Below are 20,803 nucleotides of genomic sequence, written 5' to 3' on the forward strand. Positions count from 1 at the left end.
AATAAGAGCTGTAAGCTACCAGAAAACAAGTGGCTACAAAACACTCAATACAATCAGTTTCTTCGCTAATAAAAGTAAGCAATTATACCTTTCATTACGTACTATTGACTGGTTCCACTGAATCATTTAGGAGCAAAAAATACCAGCAGCTCAATTAACGTTCCCCAAACAGAAACGCCCTTCACATAAGTAAAGGGCGTTTGTTATTTGAGGTTTTGATTAGCGAGTTATAACACCAACCCACCATCAATCTTGAGCACTTGTCCGGTTATAAACGCACTTTTATCAGACGCTAGAAACGCAACGCCATTCGCAATGTCTTGCGCCGAGCCCATGCGTCCCAGAGGCGTTTTACTTTCCATCATTTGAATGACTTTTTCAGGCAAGCTCTTTGTCATGTCGGTAGCGATAAAACCTGGAGCAACACAGTTGACTCGGATTTGAGCGCCTTTTCTTGCGAACTCTTTCGCCCAGCCTTTGCTCATCGCTATCACGCCACCTTTACTCGCGCCATAATTACTTTGACCAATATTGCCATCCGTTCCCACGATAGACGAAATACTGACAATACTGCCTGCGCCTTGCTCTAGCATGACAGGTGCAACGCGCTGGGTGAGTAAAAACACCGCCTTTAGGTTCACGTCGATAACGCTGTCCCAGTCTTGCTCTAACATGTCTGGCAGCAGTGCATCTCTCGTTATCCCGGCGTTGTTGACCAGAACATCAATGCGTTGATGTTTCGCGACGATGCGGTCGACCACTTCACTTACCGCTGCGGCCTCACAGAGATTCACTTGATAACTTGAAAGGTTTGGCGACTGACTCCACTCCACAGGAGAGATATCTAGCCCCACGACGTGGAATCCATCTTCGAGTAATTGTTCGCAAATGGCCTGCCCTATACCGCGAGCAGCCCCTGTAACGACGGCGACTTTTTCGTCTTTCATCTTGGTCTTCCTTAAATGTTGAGAGTACAGATTCGCTTGTATCCCTAGCGTTTTTTGTTTTTATGCCTAGTCGCGCTACAGCTGCGCTTCTCATACGCAGGGTCTTTTATATCTTATAAAAACTATAGAAACAGTCTGGGAGTCGGATGTGAACTAATCAAGGCAACTTGATGACTATGGCAAGATCAACTTAAGAAAGTGTGTTGGAAGGAGCAAAGTTACACGATTGGAGGACTTGGATAGAAAAGTATTGATCTGATGACTCAAATACTACTTCATCAGACCAATATTACTTGTCTCTTAATCTCTTACAAAAGCTGGTTTTGTTATTTTCACCAGAAAAGGTTGAAGCAAAAGATTAAACAACATTCCAGTAATAAACAGGGTGATCACAATACTCGCACCACTTGGTAAGTCGTAGCGAGCCGATGCGGCAATACCCGATAAAATCCCAACAATACCGATGCTGATACTGGCGACAAAGAATCGAGTTCCCTTCAATGCTGCCGCACATAAAGCTGGAATAACCAACAAAGCAAATTCTAAATAAATGCCGGTTAACTTGACCGTAATGGGCATCAGGATAGCAAAGATCAGATAAAAACCACTACCACACATAAACGCAGGTTTTAACCAAACCAATAGCAACATCGCAGCGGTAATGAGTGCCAAAGGCCAAACGTCTGCCCAAGTCGCCCATAACAGTTGCCCATTAAGAATGCCTTGAATAAAGTCTCCGCCGTGTGGGTCTTTGCTCACCAGCAGGATCGCCAGCGATGCAGACACCACAAACAAGCTGCCAATCATGGGCTCTAAATGTTGCTGGTATCGTTTCTCCATTAAGGCAATCAAACCGCAAAGCATCAAAGACATAACCCAAGGGCCAATCATTTCACCAAAGAATGAGCCTGAGAACAGCGCGTATTGGCTCAACCAGTAGTGGCTTAATGCTGCCCCCAATGCCGCAACTTGCGCCACCGCCAAATCTATAAAGATGATCTGACGATTAAGAACTTGTTGCCCCAGAACGATGTTGCCAACTAACGCAATTAAGCCACACAAAACCGCAGGTAAAAGCCATGCATAATCTACCATGACTTAGATCTTCACTGGAACGGGTGGCACTAACACATCCAGTAAATCATCAATGACCTGATCGTACATCTCATCCAAGCTTTCACCCTCAGAAACGGTCAATGGCAGTTGAATCACAGGTTTGTCAGTATGCTCCTGCAACCAGTTCGCTGGACGCTGATCCTGATGAGAGGAGTAAACAATCGCATCAAAACTGTCGGCATCTAACTTGGTAAGTGATTTCAGGTGAGATGTGGTCGGTGAAATGCCCGGTTTAGGTTCGAGATCGGCAATCTGCTTCATTCCGAGCCAATCGTACAAATAACGATACGTCGCGTGATAACCGACAACTTGCTTACCCTTTAAAGCCGCGCCTTTCTCATTCCATTCATTAAGCTTTTTTTGCCACTGCGCGCGAAACTTCATACCATTAACTTGGTAACTTTGTGCGTTGTCGGGATCAATCGCTTTTAAGCGCTCCGTTACTTTGCGAGACAACGGAATCATGTCATTTGCCGCAAATTGAACATGTGGGTTTCCGTGCGCATGAATGTCCCCCATGCTGCGGTCAACATGATCATGAGAGTCCAACATACGCACGAAATCGGTCGCATAAATCATGCTTTGAGCACCATTTTGAACGGCACTATTGCCACTTCGATTTTGAAGCATCGGCAGCCAACCTACCTCCAACTCAGCGCCAGAGCACATCGCCATGTCAGCTTGGCGCATCTTGGCAATTAAAGACGGACGAGCTTGAACATAATGCGGATCTTGCTTAGCCGTAGTTGCTGAGTAAATGGAGGCGTTTGGGGCATGACTTTCAAGAAAAGCTTTCCATTCAGGCTCACAAACGAAAATGTTGAGAGCTAAAGCAGGCGAAGTGATGATGGCAGATCCCGCCGCCATCATCACTAAACTGCATTTACTTATCGCAAGTTTAGAACGCATGTGCACCGTGCGCTCCAAATGTCATCACGTATTGCAGAGTAAACACGTTGTCTGTTTCGCTGTCTTGGTTATCAATGCGAGTGTATTGCGCACGGATCGTACCGAAATGAGAAGAATCCCATGCGATCATCGCATCCATCTCTTTATCATTCAGTGCTGTGAAATGCATGTGATCGCCGTGTGCGTGGCCATCATAGCTTTCTGCTTCGCCGTAACGTAGGCCTGCAGACCAACTTGGGTTGAAGCGGTAAACGCCCGAAACATAGTATGCGCTTAGGTTGTCTGGTGACTCTGTATCGTTCTTGTATTTGCTGTCTACTACACCGTCTAGCAGCATGTATTCAGCCGATAGCGTGAAGTTTCTGTATTTGTAATTACCATCTGGTGCCCACTTCCACACAAAATCTGCGCCGTATAGGTTCGCACCCGTTACAGCCGCAGCGTGGCTGTGGTCATGTTCTTCTTCGTGACCATGACCATGGTCGTGATCTTCGAATTCTGTAACTTTACCATTTTCGTTACGCAGGTAACTTAAACCAAACTGCCAACTTGAAGATTCAGAGAAATCATTACCAAGCTTCATCGTTGTCGTGTAAACACCAACTTTAGAGCCATCTTCAACAGAAGACATCTTGTTGCCGCTTAATGCTTCTACACCAAACTTCACGTAAAGATCGGTTGGCAGAACGATGTTTGCGCGTACACCGTCATCATAGTAATGCGAACCAAGGAAAGTACGGTAAGCAATTGGGCGTTCAACGAAACTGTCAGTGTGCATGTGTTGATTGTTGAGGTAACCGAAGTCAGATAGGAATCGGCCTGCGCGCACGTTTACACCGTATGGCAATGCCAAAGTTTCGATGAATGCTTCTTCAAGCTCTAATTCTGTCTCATCGCCATGACTTTCAAGAACAGCGGTCAACGCACCGTGAAACTTATCGTCAATATTTGATGATAAGTTCAATTCCGTATGGCCTAGGCCAAAGCCTTCTTCGCGCTCAGAATTATGACGTTGACCATCTTGGTAGTAGCCATCAACAACAACACCAATCTGTGGGTTCGATAATGTATCGGCAAAAACAGGGGACGCAAAAATGCTACCGATCGCGAGAGAAACCAATTTCTTATTCACTACTTCTTTCCTTTTGTTATGTTATAACATTTAATTTTGCGATGTTATAATATAACAATTATCATTACACAAGCAGAAATTTAACTCGGTTCCGACTGCTAGCTCGTATTCAATCCCTGATTTTGACTATCAACAAGTGAATCAATTGATGTTTTTTATACGTATACTATTGAGAGTCAATCATTAGATAAGTAACGGAATTTCAGTATGTTGAATATGGATTTCTCGAAAAGAATCGTGATAGAAACAGGTGAACAGGAGTGGATCGCCAGCCCTTCCAAAGGCGTGTGGCGTAAGCCTTTGGAAAGAGAAGCCAAAGAATCAGGGCACACCACCAGCGTAGTGAAGTATGAGCCAAACTCGCACTTTTCGACTCATCCTCATCCTCACGGAGAAGAAATATTAGTGCTCGAAGGAGTGTTCTCTGACGAACATGGTGACTACCCTGCTGGAACCTACTTGCGTAACCCTCCTGGAAGTCAACATGCGCCCTATAGCAAAGAAGGCTGTGTGATTTTAGTTAAACTAAATCAATTCAATTCTGATGATCTTGAAACAGTTCGCATCAACACGAACGAAGCGAATTGGTTATCTGGCATTGGTGGGCTGAAAGTCATGCCATTGCATGATTTTGAGCATGAACATGTCGCATTGGTTAAATGGCCGAAAGACGAGAAGTTTCAACCACACCGTCACTTTGGTGGTGAAGAAATTTTTGTGTTATCGGGAGAGTTTAAAGACGAGCTAGGAACCTATCCTCCCTACTCTTGGATACGCAGTCCACATATGAGTGAGCACTTTCCTTTTGTAGAGCAAGAAACGGTCATTTGGGTAAAAACAGGCCACCTGCCACTCCAAGCTCCTGCTCAGCAATCCTAATGTTGGAATACTTGGCATCGTCCCTTGAAACTAAAATCGGCTCGTAGATTACGAGCCGATGATCATTGCGTCGCTAAGAGCCCATAATTCTCGAGTGGAGCCAATCTTTGAGCTCAGCTCGATTATGTTTTAACACGTTCATTTCGTGATCATCAATCGGGCTTCCTTGCAGTTCTAGTACGCGGATTTCCTTATCTAAAGCATTGTAGTTTTTAACGGTTTCAGCAAATGATGCATCGTTTTCGGCAAGCTGAGTAATGGTATCCAAATGTTCTGGGAATTCATGAGTTAATGAGTGATTTTCACCTAACATAGAGACCTCTTGGCTAGAGTTATTGATGTATATCTCCGCTCATTTTTTGAGCGACACATTCTTAACCATAGCACTTCATTGAGCACAATATCGTCGATTTGAGCACACTTTTACTGAACGTCTTAATGATGGTTCGTCGCTGTTTTCGACCCGGTAACTCCGCTCGTTGTTATTCTGTATTTTGTCAATAATAGGCTACATTTAATACACTTATCATAAAAAGGTACATCTAATGAACAGCATGAAAATTGGCCTAATCAGTGCATCAATAGCCGTTGCACTTGTTGGCTGTAATTCAGACAGTGACTCTGTCAGTACAATGACTCCTGTTACTTTGTCTGTATCAGATGCCCCTATTGATGACGTATCAGAAGTGGTGATCACATATAACAAAGTTGCATTTCTTCCTCTGGATGGTGGCACACCACAAGTATTCGATGTGTATAAAACAGACGAAGAAGGCAATTTGGTCGACGAAGATGGTAACCCCCTTCCCGAAGGTGAAGATCCACTCCCACTAAGTGTTAACTTACTCAACTTCCAAGGCAGTGACGCGCAAGAATTGGTGGATGATGAACTGATACCAACTGGTAATTATAAACTCTGCGTGTTTGCTAATGATGGCGATCATCCAAACTACCCATCATATGTGATTGACGAAGCGACAGGAAATCAAATCCCACTGACCGTCAAAGGTGATGGGGCTTGCCCACAAGGTGTCGGAAAGGATCCTGACTCTGGAGTGCTGTTCTTTAACAACACCTTTGCAGTCAACCCTGACAATAATGAGTTCGTAGTTGAATTTGATCTGCGCCGTGGCTTAAAAGACGGAACAGGCCAAAACGAAGGCTACAGAATTCAACGCACCTCCGTCACTTTAATTAACACGGTGACAACGGGGGAGATTCAGGGTGATGTCGCAACATTGACCTATCAAAGCTGCGAAACGGATACCCCAAGTGCAAACGGATATGCGCACGCGGTCTACTTATATCAAGGAAATATCGCCGAAGAAAACATGGGGCCATTTGCCGGCGCAGAAGGCCAAGCAATGCCAATCGCAGCAGCGAACGTGGTTCAAGATGTTGATGATGCAAATTACGAGTACGAATTCGGTTTTGTAGAACCTGGTACTTACTCGGTCGGTTATACCTGTACGGCAAATGACGATTCTGAAGAAGGTATTGTCGCTGGCGAAACTTTCAGCATTTATCAATCAACTAGCGGACTTAACGTATCCGTTGGTACTAATACAGACGCAAACTTTTAAGATCCCCTAGAAATGGCAGAGTCAGCACAAGCTCTGCCTTTTCTTCATGGCGTTCTTGGTCAGCTCTTTGCTCACCACAAATCGACTCACACGATAATACGTTCGTTTTCATCCTTAGAAGAAGCTAATGGGTAGATAGAAATCCAGCTCAAACGCCTCATCATGGCTGAGAAAGTGATTTTTATGATAATGGACATAAGCGGGCGTAGAACGCTGTTTAAAGCCAGAGTTAGGCAACCACTTCTCTAATACCATACTCAGTTGAGGAAGAAGCTCACCATATACTCCCGTTAAGCGAAAGACGGCATGTAAACCGCCTGGGATGGTCATTTGATTCACGACGCCACGCACTTTGAGCGGCGTATCAATCGCCATACAAGCCACATAGCGACACTTGTCGAGTTCTACCCAAGCAGGGTTGGAGTGATGCAAGCCGTATTGAACCGAAAAGTCCCGATTCTCAGAACTTGCCCACGCTTTCAAAATCAGCCACGCATTGCGAATGGAACGGTTATAGCCCTCATGTCGAACATACGCCGCAAAGCGTTGTGGAACCTCCATAATTTTAGGTTCTGGCAACTCGCGTTTCGCAACACGATGATAACCCGCAGCCACTTCCGGATCCTTCAAATACGGTTTTTCTGCGACTTGTAAATCATGCTTTCGCCACGCACCAGGTGACATAGCGAACGTCGCTTTAAACGCTCGGCTAAAAGAAGATACCGAGCTAAAACCGCACTTGTTAGCAATGTCTAACACCGACGAGCTGGTATCAAACATCAGTTGATTGGCGGCGTATTCCATTCTTGTGCGGCGGATATATTGATGGACAGACTCCCCTACCACATCTTTAAAAATACGATGGAAGTGTTGCTCAGAATAGGCTGCTACATCTGCTAGCTCTTTAGCTGATAAATCTCTGCTAATGTCCTGATGAATGTAAAACAGCACGTCATTGATTCTGGAAACTTGTTGATGGCTCACGGAGTAAACTTTCGCTCAAATAGCATAAATGGATATATTTAACAGCATAAATGGACACACCAAGCTTGGCAATTTACCTATACTATTTCTGACATAAAAAAAGACAATTACGAGAAGCACAGCACATGGAAATAGCACAGTCATTACAACAAACTAAGTCATCCTACATTCGAGAGATCCTCGCAGCAGCGAGCGATAAGAACGTCATTTCTCTTGCGGGTGGCTTACCGGACGAAAAAACCTTCCCGATCGACTTAATGAAACCGACGCTCGAAAACCTCGCGAACATGCCAGAGGTGTTTCAATACGGCGCAACAGCAGGCTACGCACCGCTACTTAACTTTTTGACCGATTATTACCAGCTACCAGAATCTCATTTGGCGATGATCACAACGGGTTCTCAGCAAGGTCTAGATTTGATTGCGCGTGCGTACGTGAATCCGGGCGATAAAGTGGTGATGGAAGCACCAAGCTACCTTGGTGCTATGCAAGTATTCGGTTTAGTGCAAGCCAACATCGTGACCGTTTCGCAAACCGAGTGCGGCCCAAACCTTGAAGAACTTGAGCAATGCTTTGCTACGCAGCAACCGAAAATGTTCTACGCCGTGCCCGATTTTCACAATCCAACGGGCGTATGCTGGGCGCTAGAGACTCGCCAAAAAGTTGCCGAGCTTTGTATCCAATACGACGTTGCATTCATTGAAGACGCACCATACCGAGAGCTGCGTTTTTCTGGTGAAGCACTGCCACTAGTTTCGGATTTCTGCCCGCAGCACTCCATCGTATTGCGTTCATTCTCCAAAATCGCCTCACCAGGCTTGCGTATTGGTGTGGTAACGGGCAAACGCAGTTACCTTGAGCCACTCATCAAAATCAAACAAGGTGCCGATCTGCACTCTAGTATTCCTATGCAAGCTTTGCTGCATGGTCTACTGCAACATGACAACTTCGAAACGCACATTTCAACCATCTGTGCGCTTTACAAATCGCGTTACGATGTCATGTTTGCTGAGCTGCAAAAACAGCTGCCAGAAAGTTGCGTACTCAAACCTGTCGATGGTGGCATGTTTGTATGGGTCGAAATTCCAGAATGCGACACCTTCGAACTTGCGAAGACTCTTCTCGCAAACTGGGTTGCTGTGGTGCCTAGCCCGGTATTTTATCCGGAAGGTTCAAAGGTAAAAGCCGCTCTGCGTCTTAACTTTACCAATGCCACACCAGAAGAGCTGACGACTGCTGTCACTCGACTTGCGGATGTACTCAACGCTTTGTAATTAAGCGCATGCGTTAGAATCTGCCTTTGAGATTCGAAAAAGTCTCAAAGGCAGCATCAAAAAAGTTCCCCAAAAAAATTTATATTTTTCTCTCAAATCAACTCTCTACAGTAAGTGCCTGTTTTCTCTTGATCCTCTCACTCATATAAAAATGAGAACCTAATCACGTATTTGATGGTTAGAAAAGTTACGTCTATCTTTCAAACAAAAGACATCAACTTCGCAGCATTAATGTTCTCAATTTCAGACACTTTACTCAGTCGTGGCTTAGCGATTGAGAAAACGACTAGAAAGCATCTGCGGGCATACCCACTACGAAGGATTGACCAGAACCATTCTGAATGTCGCGAGCCAATCTTTTGATTGGCAATTACGTCAGTGAATCGCACCAAATGACAGAGGGGTTATCAGGATGAACACTCGAACCACGACAGGACTCGTCGCCACTGGCTGGCCCGTTATCTTTTCACTTTTTACCGCATTCGCCGCGTATGCGAATACGTCTCCAAACTGTAGTGATGTTTTAGCGGGCAACACAACTGCCGTATCGCAAAAAATGATGGTTTTACTGGGCGAAGACATCACTAAATCCAACCGCATCACCACGGTGATTCCAGCCGAAAACAATCCATTTGTGACCGAAGCACTGGTCTCGGTTTCCAACGACGTGTCACCCAATGGACGTTTGCCAAAAAAGACATTGGAAGAGATCAGAAAAGTACGCTCAGATTTAGAAAAAGCCGCACAGGAAGTGAGCCGATTACAAGGTACTTTTGAAGTCGCATTTGTTAGCTTGATTGATGGTTACTGCCAGTTCTCGAACCACGAACTTACTCAGCATGCCAAAATCGACTTTGACCATTTGGAAGGTCTCACGTTGTATTCAATCCCCGCTTTGTTAGCAATGGTGGATCAATCTTACGCCATGGCAGAAAATAGAATTGCTAGCGAGCAAGAACAGTTAAGCAACATCGAGAAAGAACAACAGAGACAGAAGCAGCAAGCCAGTGCTGCCGCAGCAGCGCGTTACCAAGACGGTAACGTGTTGGTGAAAGTCGAGAATTTTGATGGCTCTAATGTGACGTTTTCCGTCACTAACGTCGGTTCACAAGGTTCATTACAGCCAAACTTCAACACGTTTAATGCCTATCGCACCGAAAGCGGAGAGCTAGTGTATAAATCGGAGTCTTTGTTGAACTTAGCAGATACCGCAGGTAATACGCTTGAAACCATGGGAATCGCAGAGCTCTCATCACGAGGGGGAAACAACTTGTCAATCTCTCCGGGTGAAACCCGAAAATTCGTCACCAGTATCGCTTCAGAAGTCGCACCACACGCACAGTTAAGCTTGGAGTTCCCAGCCAAAGTATTAAATACCGAACAAGACTTCACGCTGTCGTTTTCTGACACGACGGCCGTGGCTACAGCGAATGTAAATTAGCTGAAAAGTGCTCATCACAACGCGCACAGACGTAAACTTGTTGTTTGGCAGCAAGATCAAAGACAGGCACATTTCGCCTGTCTTTGCTTTCGGAAAAGTAAAATTATGGCTGTTTGCACTTATAAGCATTGGCAAACATAGTAACCGATGTGGAGAAGTCCAACGGCTCATATAAATACAATGTATCTGCGCCCAAATCTGCCGCTTTGATGCGCATTTGGTTTAACGTACCCCAAACCATGTCTTTATCTGCGTGCAGCCAATAATCATAAAAGTGCCCTTCCGAGCCAATTACCGTTCCCATTAGCTCGCAGTTTTCAATCGCATTCACGTTGTCCCAAAGCACTTGGACTTGCTCAGATTCTTGGGTCGGGAACGTCACACATCCCGTCAATGATGCCGCTAACGCAAGACACATCACTCGCTTTTTCATAGTCATATCGCCTAAAAATTATTTAGATGGCGGATTTTATGAATTGCTTATGTGATGACCAACAAAATATTTCTATCGCCCCTTTAAATAGAAATAATGGAAGCGCAGAAAACTCTAAAGGCAGCGTATACCGCTAGTAATTACATGGTATCTAAGATAAAACAGTAGCGATAATATACGGATGAGGGATAGAGTTTGGTTTCTAAAAATAAGCTAATTCGCTATACGGCTACGGAAGTCGCTGATGCATTTGAAAAAGAAGATGAGCTCATTAAACAAGTTCAGTCCAACCAACTCTCGCAAGTGCTATTACTTTGGCAAGTAAAAAGCCCGACGCTCGTGCTTCCCGCAGGTAAAAAGTGGCCTATTTCTAACGAGTTAGAACATGCGTTAAATGCGTCTGGCTGGAAACTCTTTTCCCGTAAAACTGGTGGTGCCCCCGTCCCTCAAGTACCGGGTATTATTAATCTATCCCACATCTATCACTGGCCAGACGGTGAGCCTTACGACATCAAGAAAGCGTATCTCGATTTGTGTGCGATTTTGACAGTTTTCTTTGAGCAGCAGGGCGTGAAAGTAGATGTCCATGCTACGCCTTATTCCTACTGTGATGGCGAGTACAACCTCAATATTGGTGGTCAAAAAGTTGTGGGAACCGCGCAGCGCGTTTTACTGAAAAAAGGCGGTGGACAAGTGGTGTTATCACAAGCATGCATTCTGATTGATGCCGACGTTGAAAAGATTGTCGCACCGGTAAAATTGTGTAATCAACTTTGCGGTTACAACGATGATATTCGTGGTGATGTCCACACACCGCTCTTCCATCATATATCCGACCGCCCCTCGATAGATTCACTCTTTCAGCAACTGACTAGCGCGTTTTTAATGCATGCTAAAGGCAACTAAAGGCGCGTTAACAACCAAAAGGAAAGGAGCTTTTCGCTCCTTTCCTACTCAATCAACCAACGTTAAAAGCGAACTTCCACTTCGACCCCTTCAATCCATCGACTTTTTTCCAACGGCTCATCAAAGCTCAGTGTGACTTTTAAATAGGCCGGCTGCCCTTCAAATGGGCTTTGAAGTTCCGAAGGCAATTTGTTCACAACCTCAACCGGCTTCGATACCGTCGCTCTAAACTTTCGACCATCAGGAAATACGACTTTTGCTTTGGTTTCCATATTACTGTATTCGAGGTATTTAGGATTTAGAAAAGCCGTAATTTCAGGTGTCACGTTGCGAGCAATAGTGAGCAATGGCGTATTTTCCGATACATTTTGCCCCTCATGCACATGAATATCGAGTACACGACCGTTCATAGGAGAACGGAAGGTGAGATCTTCTTGTTGAGCACGCTTTACTACCAGCTCACGCATTAAAGAACGATACTCTTGTGTCACTGGACCAGCCAACTCTAACTCTTCCAAGTTACGCATCGCATCCACATAAGCAATTTTCTGACTGCTTAACTGATTACTCAGTGAGTTATTCACACTCACAATAGCCGCGTAATCCACCTCAGACACTTGCCCTTTCTTTCTGTAAAGGTCGTATTTTTTCTGAATATCACGGACCTTCTTCAAGCCTTCGGTTGAGCTTTCAATAGCACTTTTGTATAGCTCATCAGTACTTTGCACCTGATTTTTAGACAGTTTCACCAGCTCATCTTTAATGAAATCAATCTCTTTATTCAACGCATTATCTTTTAACAACAGCAGCGCTTGATCCTGAGTCACTTCCGTACCGACATTCACAGGCACTGGCCCAACAATGGCAGAGCGAGTTGCCGTCACCGTAAGTGGATGTGACGTGATAATGGCAGGCGCCGTCACTAACACTTGCGTTCTAAACAAGTAATAAGCCATAAACAAAAGCGGACTGATTACAATCGCTAAAATCAAGTACCAACGGAGACGATAACCGCCACGCTTTGCCTGTCCGTAGACGACTTTCATCCCGTTCTCAGACTGCGGTTTGTTTTTCTTATCTAAGTGAAAGTTAACTTTCATACTAAAACTTTTTACCTCGCTTCAATACCCACCAAGGTGCCATACTCGACTCTTCATGACTTCTCCTCACAACTTCATTAACCATTGAGAAAGCGGTAATCAAACGCATGAAAAACTGGTAGACAGGGTAAAGAAATAACCATTTCGCTGACTTCAAATCCTCTTTTTTTCTCTCTGATACAAGCCCAATGTAGACAACAAAAATCAGAGCAGATAAAAAGAGGTAGACAAAATAGAGCATTAGCATCAACGCCAATACAAATTTAAGTGGATAGACAATCACCATGTACACGCTAAATATCACCACAAGCAGCGGCAATAAAACGTTTTGAATCACGCCATAAGCCAAAGTGAATAAAAAGTTCCCCCAACCAAGTAGCCGTGGAGACAACCCTTCATTGTGTTTACGCAAAAACAAAAACAATAAATCGCCATCCCAACGCAACCGCTGCAATACCAAGCCTTTCAACGTATCTGGTACATCAGTATGGCCGATGGAGTGCGTCGAAAAGGCCAATTTATTATCAGGGTAACGACGTTTGTATTGCTTCAAGCGCATGGTTAAGTCGAGATCTTCTGCGGTATGCGTATCCCAGCCCCCCACTTGCTTAAGCAGGTTCTTCCGAAACGCTCCGAATGCGCCAGAAATGTTATTGAGCACTCCCCATGTCGCCATCCCCGTTTTACCGGCTTGCATCGACAGCATGTACTCCAAGGATTGCATTTTGGTCAACAAGTTGGCGTTATGGTTGCGAACTCTTAACGCACCACCGCTCGCAATCACATTTTTATCCGCAAACTGTTTCATCATGGTGAAGACCATGTCGTTATCGAATGACGTATCTCCATCCACGTTAATGACGATTTCACCACTAGCCATTGATAGGCCGGCATTCAGTGTAGATACCCGGCCTCCTCGTTGCCATTTTGGCAACACGCGCACTTTACGATTACGAACGCCTGCATGCCTTTTCTCACCATTTAACGCGGCTTGATAGGTATCTTGGTTTTGTACCGCCCCATCAACCACAGCAAGTACTTCGATATGACCTGGGTAAACTTGCTCAACTAACGTATCGATAGTGATCCCAATCGCGTCACCTTCACCATAACAAGTAATAACGAAACTCACTGAAGGGAACTGTTTTAATTCTGGATCTTCTTGCGCATATGACCAACGAAATATCCCTGTTAGCACCAGCAAATATAGAGGTAGCTCGATAATGATCATGACGGGAAACAGCAATAGCCATAACTCTTCGTTGTGAAGTAGCATACCTCGAAGATAGTCGAGCAGAACGAGACTATCTTGCAGCATAAATCTCACCCATCAGCGATTCCATCCAAACAGAAACACCGTCTTCAATGATCGGATCGGGCAGGTCCCAAGCAAAGACATCCAACTCAAACTCTTCGTCTTCAACAAGCTCACCCAGATCCGATAATTTTTGCTGTAAAATGGACAGGCTCGCGTTGGTCGTATTTGGCATTAGGACAAGCAGCACATCCTGTTTGTACTGGCAACAGATATCGGTATCTCTAAACAAGCCGCTAAGACGACGCGTCAGTTGATCCATCAATGAGAATAATTTTGCATCGCCATATTGCTTACCGTATTCATCGATCGTCGGTAAATGCAGTCCAAGTAGAAGGTGCTGTTCTTTGTGTCTCAGCGCGACTTTATTTAACCATGCAAGCAAATTTTGGAAAAAGCTGACTTCCACTTTGCCTTTGATCGATAGTTCAGGAGCTTGAATGGACTTACCGTGTTGGAAAATGTATTCACCCACTTCACCAAGTCGATATTGGTAAATTTTACGGACAACAAGCTCTTCAACTTTGATCTTTGAGTCACAACTTAAACATTGACTGATCGTCGCCGCTTCAACAAATAAACTGGAGCAACTATTACAAACGTGGTTTTCAAGCGGGCGGTCATAATCAACGCCGATATGGCGCAGCTGGGTCAAACATTTAGGGCACTCGAGCTTTCCACGGCGCTGAAAGCTGTGTTGTTCACCAACATGGCCACAAGTGAAACAGTGCAAAGAGCTTTGAGAGTCGATATCGATGCTGCTGCAATCCGGGCACACCTCTACATAATTCAAGTGTCCGCTGTTGCAATGAGAACAAACACGAATTCTATCGATCAGCACTTCCGCTTCTAATACTCCGCGACCTTGCTCTGAGAGCACGTATCGATAAGTCGAATAAATATCAGGAAACAACATATCGATGATTGGGTACGAATAAACCGACATAGACTCTAAACTTTTTAAAGCAGTCACTCTTCGCTGACGATTGACCCCAAGCCAACCAATCAAAGGATCTAACACTTCCGGTTCATCAATGGCATCGAGCTTGCTCTGAATGGATCGCCAAATTTTTATTGATTCTCTAGCTTCAAAGACACCGTCGGTAACGCATCGAGAATAAGGGGTTTCCACGGTGACATAAACCGCCCAAGACCAACGCCCTTTCTCCTGATAAAACGCTTTCAGCGCGGTATCTATTTGGTGTGGATCTTGATAAGCAATACACACCATGCCACCGAGTCCCGTTGCCACCTCATCAATATGATCAACCAAAACCATATCTTCAGCTAACTCACTGACAGGCTGTTCACCAACCCAGTAGAAATTGTTATTTATTGACGACATTTTATTAGTTCTCACAACCACAAAATTAATTCATAACATCAGAAATATAGAACTTGCAGTAACAAAGCACTCTAGGTAGACAAGCCTTGCCACCGTTAAATACAACAATAGAACAAATATTTAGAGAGCTTTAACTCAGGCAGTAAAAGCAGAAAGATCTCTGAATAAAGTGTGAAGGAGGCCGTGAGTAGAGAAATCGGATAGCAAAGCGCATAGTACAACCTTTTGTTAGCAAGCTGGGATAATAGTGCGATTTGATGATGAATGAGATCCTTGCATTCACATCAAGCTCATTGTTTTATATCAGTCGATTCCTTTCTGCTCAGCATTTAACCACACCGACACGTATCAAATCTGAGACTTGGTAATACTTTACTAACTAATTTCCATTAAAATTGAGTGGTAAAACACTGAATAACATCCAATCATTCTGATTATTTATCAAACAAGTATTTTTAAGCCGTTTGAGTGATTAATAATCACCATTTGTCTCGCTGTTTTTTCCGAAAGAACACGTAACACATTCAAACTACAGAATGAATCTACGTCACTTTTCTATGCTCTTTTTTGTTCAAAAAAGAAATGAGATCCAGTTCAAATATTTATCCATAACAGAATTAGTTGAAGCCAGCGCGTAAAAGCCTCAGAATGTCGCACTTTTCGTACCGATTTGTTTTCGGCGCGTTGTTATCTAACTCTACAATTGAGAATCATACATATGGGTTTTACCTCTTTAGGTCTATCTGCTCCAATCCTTAAAGCTATTCAAGAAAAAGGCTACGACACCCCTTCGCCAATTCAGGCAAAAGCAATTCCTGCTATTTTGGAAGGGAAAGACGTAATGGCAGCAGCGCAGACTGGTACAGGTAAAACTGCAGGCTTTACGCTACCGATTCTTGAGCGTTTATCGAACGGCCCTCGCGTTCGTGCTAACCAAGTTCGTGCACTTATCCTAACGCCAACACGTGAGCTCGCAGCTCAGGTGCAAGAAAACGTGTTTATGTACAGCCGTCACCTTCCACTAAGCAGTGCGGTTGTTTTTGGTGGTGTGAAGATCAACCCGCAAATGCTGCGTCTTCGCAAAGGTGCGGATGTGCTGGTAGCAACACCAGGCCGCCTGATGGATTTGTACAACCAAAATGCGGTCAAATTCGACCAACTAGAAGTTCTGGTACTGGACGAAGCAGACCGCATGCTGGATATGGGCTTTATCCGTGACATTCGTAAGATCCTAGCTCTGCTACCAAAACAGCGTCAGAACCTACTTTTCTCTGCAACTTTCTCGGATGAAATCCGCGACCTTGCGAAAGGCTTGGTGAACAATCCGGTTGAGATTTCAGTGAACCCGGCGAACTCGACAGCGAGAACGGTTGAGCAAAGCATCTACCCAGCAGACGTGAAGAAGAAAGCACCGATGTTGGTTAAATTGATCAAAGACGGCGATTGGAAGCAAGTGCTGGTGTTTACGAAAACGAAACACGGCGCAAACCGTCTGGCGAAGTTCCTTATCGAACAAAACCTACCGGCTGCTGCCATCCACGGCAACAAGAGCCAAGGCGCGCGTACCAAAGCACTGGCGGATTTTAAATCGGGTGAAATTCGTGTGTTGGTCGCGACGGACATTGCTGCGCGCGGTATCGATATTCCTCAATTACCACAAGTGGTGAACTTTGAGCTACCTAAAGTGGCAGAAGACTACGTTCACCGTATTGGTCGTACTGGCCGCGCGGGCGAAGTAGGTAAAGCGATTTCACTTGTATGTGCGCTAGAAGCATCTGAGCTGTTTGCGATTGAACGTTTGATTCAAGAAGTGCTACCACGTAAAGAGTTGGAAGGTTTTGCGCCAACCAATGTAGTGCCAGAATCTAAACTGGATACTCGCCCAATCAAACCGAAAAAACCTAAGAAGCCGAAAAAACCAAAAGCGCCAAATGCTGCGGGTGAAAACGCTCCAGCAACCGAAAAGAAAGCAGGCAATGGTGCAAACAAACCTAAACGTCGCTTCAACGGTGGTAACAACGGCAACAAAAACAGCACCAATCAAGGTGGTACGGGCAAGCCTAAAGGCAACCGTGAAGGCCAAGGTCGTGCAAACAGCAAACCAGATGACCGCAAACCTAACGGCAACAAGCCAAATGGCAATAAACCGAATGGAAATAAACCAAACGGTAATAAGAGTGGCAACGCTGGTAAACCGTCAGGTAACCGCAAGCCAAACAATGCTAAGCCTGCAGGAAACAAACCATCAGGTCAGCGCCGTAAACCTCGTCCGCAGGCTGCAAACTAATCTGTAAACGGCCACTGATAGCAAATACAACAAAGCCGCTGATAATCTCAGCGGCTTTGTCTTTCTTAGAACACAATTTTTAGAACACAGCTTTGTTAAAACAGCCTACATTAAAGGTGTGATTCGAATATCTGCGATTTGCGCTTCGTTCTTTTCACCCTCAATACCACCAGCGTAGATGTAGGTTTCATTCGATGTGAGGTAACTCATATTGAAGTGGTCCTTCAGCGCGATCTGATAGGTTTTCCCCTGCTCCAACGTCACTTCAATTGGCGTTGAGTAACGCATACCTTGGTTTTCACCAATATGGCCCATCTGCAAATAACCTTGACCAACCACTTTGCCTGCATCATCCAATACCTCTAACAATTTCACGGTATTCGTGATGCCAGTATTAAGTTGCCCTAGGTTATTGTTGTACCAAGCATCGAACTGGTAAGTACCCGTTACAGGAGCTGTAAACGACTCTGCACCTTTTACGATGCCACTCTCTTTGCTCACCGTAACCACTGAGACATTGTCTTTGAGTGGCTGATATTCGCCATCAAGTTTGATGCGGATCTCTTCACCGACACAAACCGGCTGGCTTGGGTTAGAACGGAAGCCTTTATCGTTAATGCTTTCAGCCAAATAACAAGCAAAACCTGTTGGCGTATCGGAATAAGATTGAGCAATCACGTTCTTTTGAATCAGCTCGCCATTGCGATACAAGTTCACGTTGTACTTGCTCGTCACATCAATCGAAACCGAATTATCAACGCTTGTTACCACCAATGTTGGCTCTTGCGGAGAATAAACGCGGCTATCTTCACTCACATACGGTTTCACACCAGAAACTAAAGTAATGCTGCTATCTGCATTCACAAGCGCGCCCAGTGTCACGTGGAAATGCCCCTCTTCGTCCATCGTGACATTTTCAACTGGGTAGTAGCCTGTTTCATCTTTGCTTACTTCAGGCAAGTCAATCGTTACCGAGTAGTTCTTTCCTTTGAAGGCAAAGTTTTCCAACGTGATTTGTTCAGACTGAGCCAACAAGTTATTGCGCACCCAACTTGTGATAAATGGCTTCACTTCCAACTTACCCGTTTCGGTATGGATGCCAAATAGGGTCTCTACCACCATGTTCAAGTAGCCACCCACAGACCAAAGCTGACGCTGAGAGTTAATCACTGGGCCATCCAAGCTCGGATCTTCGCCATGATCACTATGGATGATGAATGACTTACCAGAAAGCCACTCTAAGTTCTCCATGTTGGATAAGTTGGTTGCCGTACCACGAACCAACGATTGAATCGCATTGTTCGCCGCAGCCACGTTTTGTGTTTGATGCGCGGCGCGCAAGCTGTACGCGGTAACAAATGGCCAAATTGCGCGGTTATGGTACACAGGCACATCCGGTTGTTGAGGGAAGTAAACCGGCACGCCAAACTCACTGTGTGGGTAATTGGCCATGATTTGTTTCGCCTGTGCATCACTTGCCACGCCACTGATGATCGCCAACGCTTCACCCAGCATGTCGTATTTGTCGACCGCGATGTCTTTGCCATTATCAAACAAATAGCTTACGTACATACCGCGTTCGGCATTCCAAAACTGCTCGTTGATAGCGGTTTTTAACTGCTCAGCCCAATCGGTGTATTTGACCGCGTTGGTTGAATCGTACTTCTCTGCCAACTTAGCCGCGAGCTGAATTGCACGGTAATGAACCACGTTTGTCGATAACGCTTTGCTGCTACCAATCGCATTGACATCGTTTGGCGTCCACGTTGAGTAAGTTTGCTCACGCCAATCGAGGAATGATTGTTCACCAGTGTATAAACCGGATTTCGCATCAAAAGCCGCCAGGCGATCGGCTTCAAGTGTATTACTGATCGCTTTGTAAGCGCGCTCGGCAAATTGGTTGTACTCTTCCCCATCCAATGCCGAAAGTAAGCGTTCTGCACCAAGCGCCCAAGTCGTGCGGTCGGTACTGATTGGCCAGCTGCCGCCAGTGCCCGTATCTTGCACAATCTGCTCGCCATCGTATTGCTGAGCGGTCGTGTCGCGAAAAGCGGACAATTTGAAATTCAAACCATTTTGCACGCGCGTTGGATTCATCAATGCAAGCGAAAGGTCTGCTGCGTACGCCAAATCACGCGTCCACACGTAATGCCACTTCGCGCCCGTCTCAAAAACTTCCGCTTTTATTGGGTTGTTGTAGTTGTAATTGCCGTCTTTGATTTCAGAAACGGCAAGCTGGTCTAGCTCTTTCATCGTCAACGCAAACAACGCGTCAAACGCGACATCACCCGACACCACTCGCGGCCCTGTTTGCTCATTAATCACTAAGCCTTGGTCGAGCGCATCACGCAATTCTGTCGTCGTTGAAATACCAAATTCACGCAGTTCAGCTTTAGGATCTTTCACCGAGAAAATCACGGTATCACTCGAGTCATCGTAATTGGCGAACAGTTTCACTTCTTTACTCTGATGCCCTTCATGCACCATTGCAGGGTCGAGAATCGCATCAGAGTAGTATTTTTCCGCTTCTTCTTGCGTTGCTTTCGTCACAGTCATTGTCGCGCGACTTTCATCGGCAAAGCTCACAGAAAACTTGTAATACCCTTTGTCTTCAAACGTGATCTCAGAGTTGCAATCATCGTTCATACACGCTTCATTTGTGTCTGGTTTTGGCAGGTACTCCTGAGCTTTATCGAACGCCGCGGGCTCCTCAAAATAGGTGTATTGGATCTGCCAACCCGGATCAGCAATCTTGAACTGATTGCTACCTCGAGCGACGCGCAGTACGGTTTCGTACTCGTTATTACCCAAATAGTTTAGCTTGGCATGCTCTGCCGTGCCCCAATCCCCATTTAAACCACGTAAATATAAGTCGGCTGAAATAATTGGTTTGTCGACCTGCACAGGCGCATCAGAGGAATCTGACCCACACCCAGCAAGACCAATACAAGACGCGACAGCAAGCGCAATAAAACTCGGTTTCATGTTCATCCCTTAGATTGTTGTTTTAGCGACAGTCTAAAGAACACCCTTTTGAGGGGAAAATAGGAAGTCAGGAGCGAGCTATAGATAACATCTATACGTCAAACCCCAACAGTGATGTAGATCTATGAAATGCGCATAATTTCAATCAAATGAGATTACAGATTTGT

Annotated in this window: 17 protein-coding genes; 6 read left to right on the plus strand and 11 right to left on the minus strand. The window is 45.1% G+C overall.

The genetic code is table 11. The features are described 5' to 3' along the window. Positions 1–227: 227 nt before the first annotated feature. The 4 genes from OO778_RS18960 to OO778_RS18975 form a co-directional block, all read right to left on the minus strand. Entirely contained in the window at positions 228–947 is a 720-nt protein-coding gene (locus OO778_RS18960) for a beta-ketoacyl-ACP reductase (RefSeq protein ID WP_005392780.1), read from the minus strand. A 300-nt stretch (positions 948–1,247) separates the two neighbouring features. Beyond that, positions 1,248–2,042: a metal ABC transporter permease gene (locus OO778_RS18965; protein ID WP_264912459.1), complete on the minus strand. Its 795-nt coding sequence runs from the start codon at positions 2,040–2,042 to the stop codon at positions 1,248–1,250. A gap of 3 nt (positions 2,043–2,045) precedes the next feature. Continuing rightward, positions 2,046–2,972 (minus strand): zinc ABC transporter substrate-binding protein, encoded by a 927-nt coding sequence (locus OO778_RS18970; protein ID WP_264912461.1) that lies wholly within the window; start codon positions 2,970–2,972, stop codon positions 2,046–2,048. Next, complete coding sequence (locus OO778_RS18975; RefSeq protein ID WP_264912462.1) at positions 2,962–4,104, minus strand: hypothetical protein; 1,143 nt, start codon at positions 4,102–4,104, stop codon at positions 2,962–2,964. The genes OO778_RS18970 and OO778_RS18975 overlap by 11 nt, the downstream gene beginning before the upstream one ends. A gap of 207 nt (positions 4,105–4,311) precedes the next feature. Between OO778_RS18975 and OO778_RS18980 the strand changes: the two genes are divergently transcribed. Beyond that, entirely contained in the window at positions 4,312–4,983 is a 672-nt protein-coding gene (locus OO778_RS18980; protein WP_258459506.1) for a cupin domain-containing protein, read from the plus strand. A gap of 73 nt (positions 4,984–5,056) precedes the next feature. Here the strand turns inward: OO778_RS18980 and OO778_RS18985 are convergent, their stop codons facing one another. Then, positions 5,057–5,296: a YdcH family protein gene (locus OO778_RS18985; RefSeq protein ID WP_005392770.1), complete on the minus strand. Its 240-nt coding sequence runs from the start codon at positions 5,294–5,296 to the stop codon at positions 5,057–5,059. Positions 5,297–5,528: 232 nt separating this feature from the next. Between OO778_RS18985 and OO778_RS18990 the strand changes: the two genes are divergently transcribed. Then, complete coding sequence (locus tag OO778_RS18990; RefSeq protein ID WP_264912464.1) at positions 5,529–6,566, plus strand: DUF4382 domain-containing protein; 1,038 nt, start codon at positions 5,529–5,531, stop codon at positions 6,564–6,566. A 114-nt stretch (positions 6,567–6,680) separates the two neighbouring features. Here the strand turns inward: OO778_RS18990 and OO778_RS18995 are convergent, their stop codons facing one another. Further along, entirely contained in the window at positions 6,681–7,550 is an 870-nt protein-coding gene (locus tag OO778_RS18995) for a helix-turn-helix domain-containing protein (protein ID WP_025506064.1), read from the minus strand. 125 nt (positions 7,551–7,675) lie between these two features. Here OO778_RS18995 and OO778_RS19000 point away from each other — a divergent pair, with 125 nt between their 5' ends. Together OO778_RS19000 and OO778_RS19005 are read left to right on the plus strand one after the other, a co-directional pair. Continuing rightward, positions 7,676–8,824, plus strand: a complete 1,149-nt coding sequence (locus OO778_RS19000) for a PLP-dependent aminotransferase family protein (RefSeq protein ID WP_006741414.1) — start codon at positions 7,676–7,678, stop codon at positions 8,822–8,824. A gap of 412 nt (positions 8,825–9,236) precedes the next feature. Then, on the plus strand, positions 9,237–10,265 hold the full coding sequence (locus OO778_RS19005) for a hypothetical protein (RefSeq protein ID WP_264912466.1): 1,029 nt from the start codon (positions 9,237–9,239) through the stop codon (positions 10,263–10,265). 103 nt (positions 10,266–10,368) lie between these two features. Here OO778_RS19005 and OO778_RS19010 read toward each other — a convergent pair whose 3' ends face one another. Further along, the gene (locus tag OO778_RS19010; RefSeq protein WP_005392758.1) at positions 10,369–10,698 is read right to left on the minus strand and encodes a DUF4156 domain-containing protein; all 330 of its coding nucleotides are present in this window, start codon (positions 10,696–10,698) and stop codon (positions 10,369–10,371) included. Positions 10,699–10,893: 195 nt separating this feature from the next. Between OO778_RS19010 and OO778_RS19015 the strand changes: the two genes are divergently transcribed. Next, entirely contained in the window at positions 10,894–11,604 is a 711-nt protein-coding gene (locus OO778_RS19015) for a lipoate--protein ligase (RefSeq protein ID WP_264912468.1), read from the plus strand. 62 nt (positions 11,605–11,666) lie between these two features. Here OO778_RS19015 and OO778_RS19020 read toward each other — a convergent pair whose 3' ends face one another. From OO778_RS19020 to OO778_RS19030, 3 genes are read right to left on the minus strand one after another with little or no spacing between them, the layout of a single operon-like run. Beyond that, on the minus strand, positions 11,667–12,704 hold the full coding sequence (locus OO778_RS19020) for an HlyD family efflux transporter periplasmic adaptor subunit (protein ID WP_104970508.1): 1,038 nt from the start codon (positions 12,702–12,704) through the stop codon (positions 11,667–11,669). A gap of 1 nt (position 12,705) precedes the next feature. Next, the gene (locus OO778_RS19025; protein ID WP_172605941.1) at positions 12,706–14,022 is read right to left on the minus strand and encodes a glycosyltransferase; all 1,317 of its coding nucleotides are present in this window, start codon (positions 14,020–14,022) and stop codon (positions 12,706–12,708) included. Beyond that, complete coding sequence (locus tag OO778_RS19030; protein WP_170901908.1) at positions 14,009–15,364, minus strand: diguanylate cyclase; 1,356 nt, start codon at positions 15,362–15,364, stop codon at positions 14,009–14,011. The genes OO778_RS19025 and OO778_RS19030 overlap by 14 nt, the downstream gene beginning before the upstream one ends. Positions 15,365–16,082: 718 nt before the next feature. On the opposite strand from OO778_RS19030, the gene OO778_RS19035 reads away from it, so the two are divergent. After that, complete coding sequence (locus OO778_RS19035) at positions 16,083–17,651, plus strand: DEAD/DEAH box helicase (RefSeq protein ID WP_264912473.1); 1,569 nt, start codon at positions 16,083–16,085, stop codon at positions 17,649–17,651. Between the two features lie 105 nt (positions 17,652–17,756). On the opposite strand, the gene OO778_RS19040 is transcribed toward OO778_RS19035, so the two are convergent. Further along, entirely contained in the window at positions 17,757–20,636 is a 2,880-nt protein-coding gene (locus OO778_RS19040) for an amylo-alpha-1,6-glucosidase (protein WP_264912475.1), read from the minus strand. Between the last annotated feature and the right edge of the window lie 167 nt (positions 20,637–20,803).

It is taken from the genome of Vibrio sp. STUT-A16 (genome assembly GCF_026000495.1).
GTDB classification, from domain to species: Bacteria; Pseudomonadota; Gammaproteobacteria; order Enterobacterales; family Vibrionaceae; genus Vibrio; species Vibrio diabolicus.